The sequence below is a fragment of the Paenibacillus periandrae genome (assembly GCF_022458865.1).
GTDB lineage: Bacteria > Bacillota > Bacilli > Paenibacillales > NBRC-103111 > Paenibacillus_S > Paenibacillus_S periandrae.
Genome location: NZ_JAJNMU010000101.1, coordinates 1 through 881, shown reverse-complemented (window position 1 = coordinate 881; position 881 = coordinate 1). Strand labels below are relative to the sequence as shown.

The following is an 881-nucleotide window of genomic DNA, read 5'->3' as shown; positions in this document are numbered from 1 at the left end:
CGCTGTCCCGGCTCCTGTCCGGTTTGTACCAGCCGTGGAGCGGAGAAGTGAAATTCGACGAGCAGCTGCGATCCGCGCTGCCTCGACATGTATTGGTCAATTCCGTATCGCTGGTCGACCAGGAGATCCGGCTGTTCGAGGGGACAATCCGCGACAATCTGACATTATGGGATCAGACGATTCCCGAGGCGACCGTCGTGCAAGCGGCCAAGGACAGCTGCATCCATGAAGTCATTGCGGCAAGACCGGGCGGCTATGATCACCTGCTGGAGGAGGGCGGACGGAATTTCAGCGGAGGCCAGACGCAGCGGCTGGAAATTGCCCGGGCGCTGGCACAGCAGCCGTCCGTCCTGATCCTGGATGAGGCGACCAGCGCCCTGGACCCCGAGATCGAGGCGGCTATCTATGCCCATATTCGCCGGAGGGGTTGCACTTGCGTCATCATTGCCCACCGGCTTAGCGCTATCCGGGATTGCGACCTCATCGTCGTGTTGGACCAGGGAAGGCTTGTCCAACAGGGGACCCATGAAGAATTGATCTGCGCGGACGGGCATTACCAGCGCCTGTTCTACGCACCCGGAGAGGAGTATGCTTCATGACAACCGGTTGTCTGAACAACGCCGAGGAGCGGCGTCATTACCCGTCCAGAACTTCCTTGCTGCTGCAGGGGCAATCGCCGTTGACGCTGCATATGGTTGAGCAGGGCGAAGTAGAGATTTATTCGGTCGAGCTGGCGCATGGCCGAGCGGCCGGATCGAAATCGTATGTGCTTACGGTGAAGGCAGGACAACTATGGCTGGAGCTCCCGCAAACCGATGAAGGCGACTTCGGCTGGATAGCCGAGGTGATGCCGGACACGGTGCTGGCAAGCAGCCGCCTGG

Annotated in this window: 2 protein-coding genes; both read left to right on the top strand. The window is 60.4% G+C overall.

Going from position 1 to position 881, the window contains the following annotated elements:
* On the top strand, nt 1-599 hold a 599-nt coding region (locus LRL21_RS44725), incomplete at its 5' end, for an ATP-binding cassette domain-containing protein (protein WP_240422206.1).
* On the top strand, nt 596-881 hold a 286-nt coding region (locus tag LRL21_RS44720; protein WP_240422205.1), incomplete at its 3' end, for a cyclic nucleotide-binding domain-containing protein. The genes LRL21_RS44725 and LRL21_RS44720, both read left to right, overlap by 4 nt.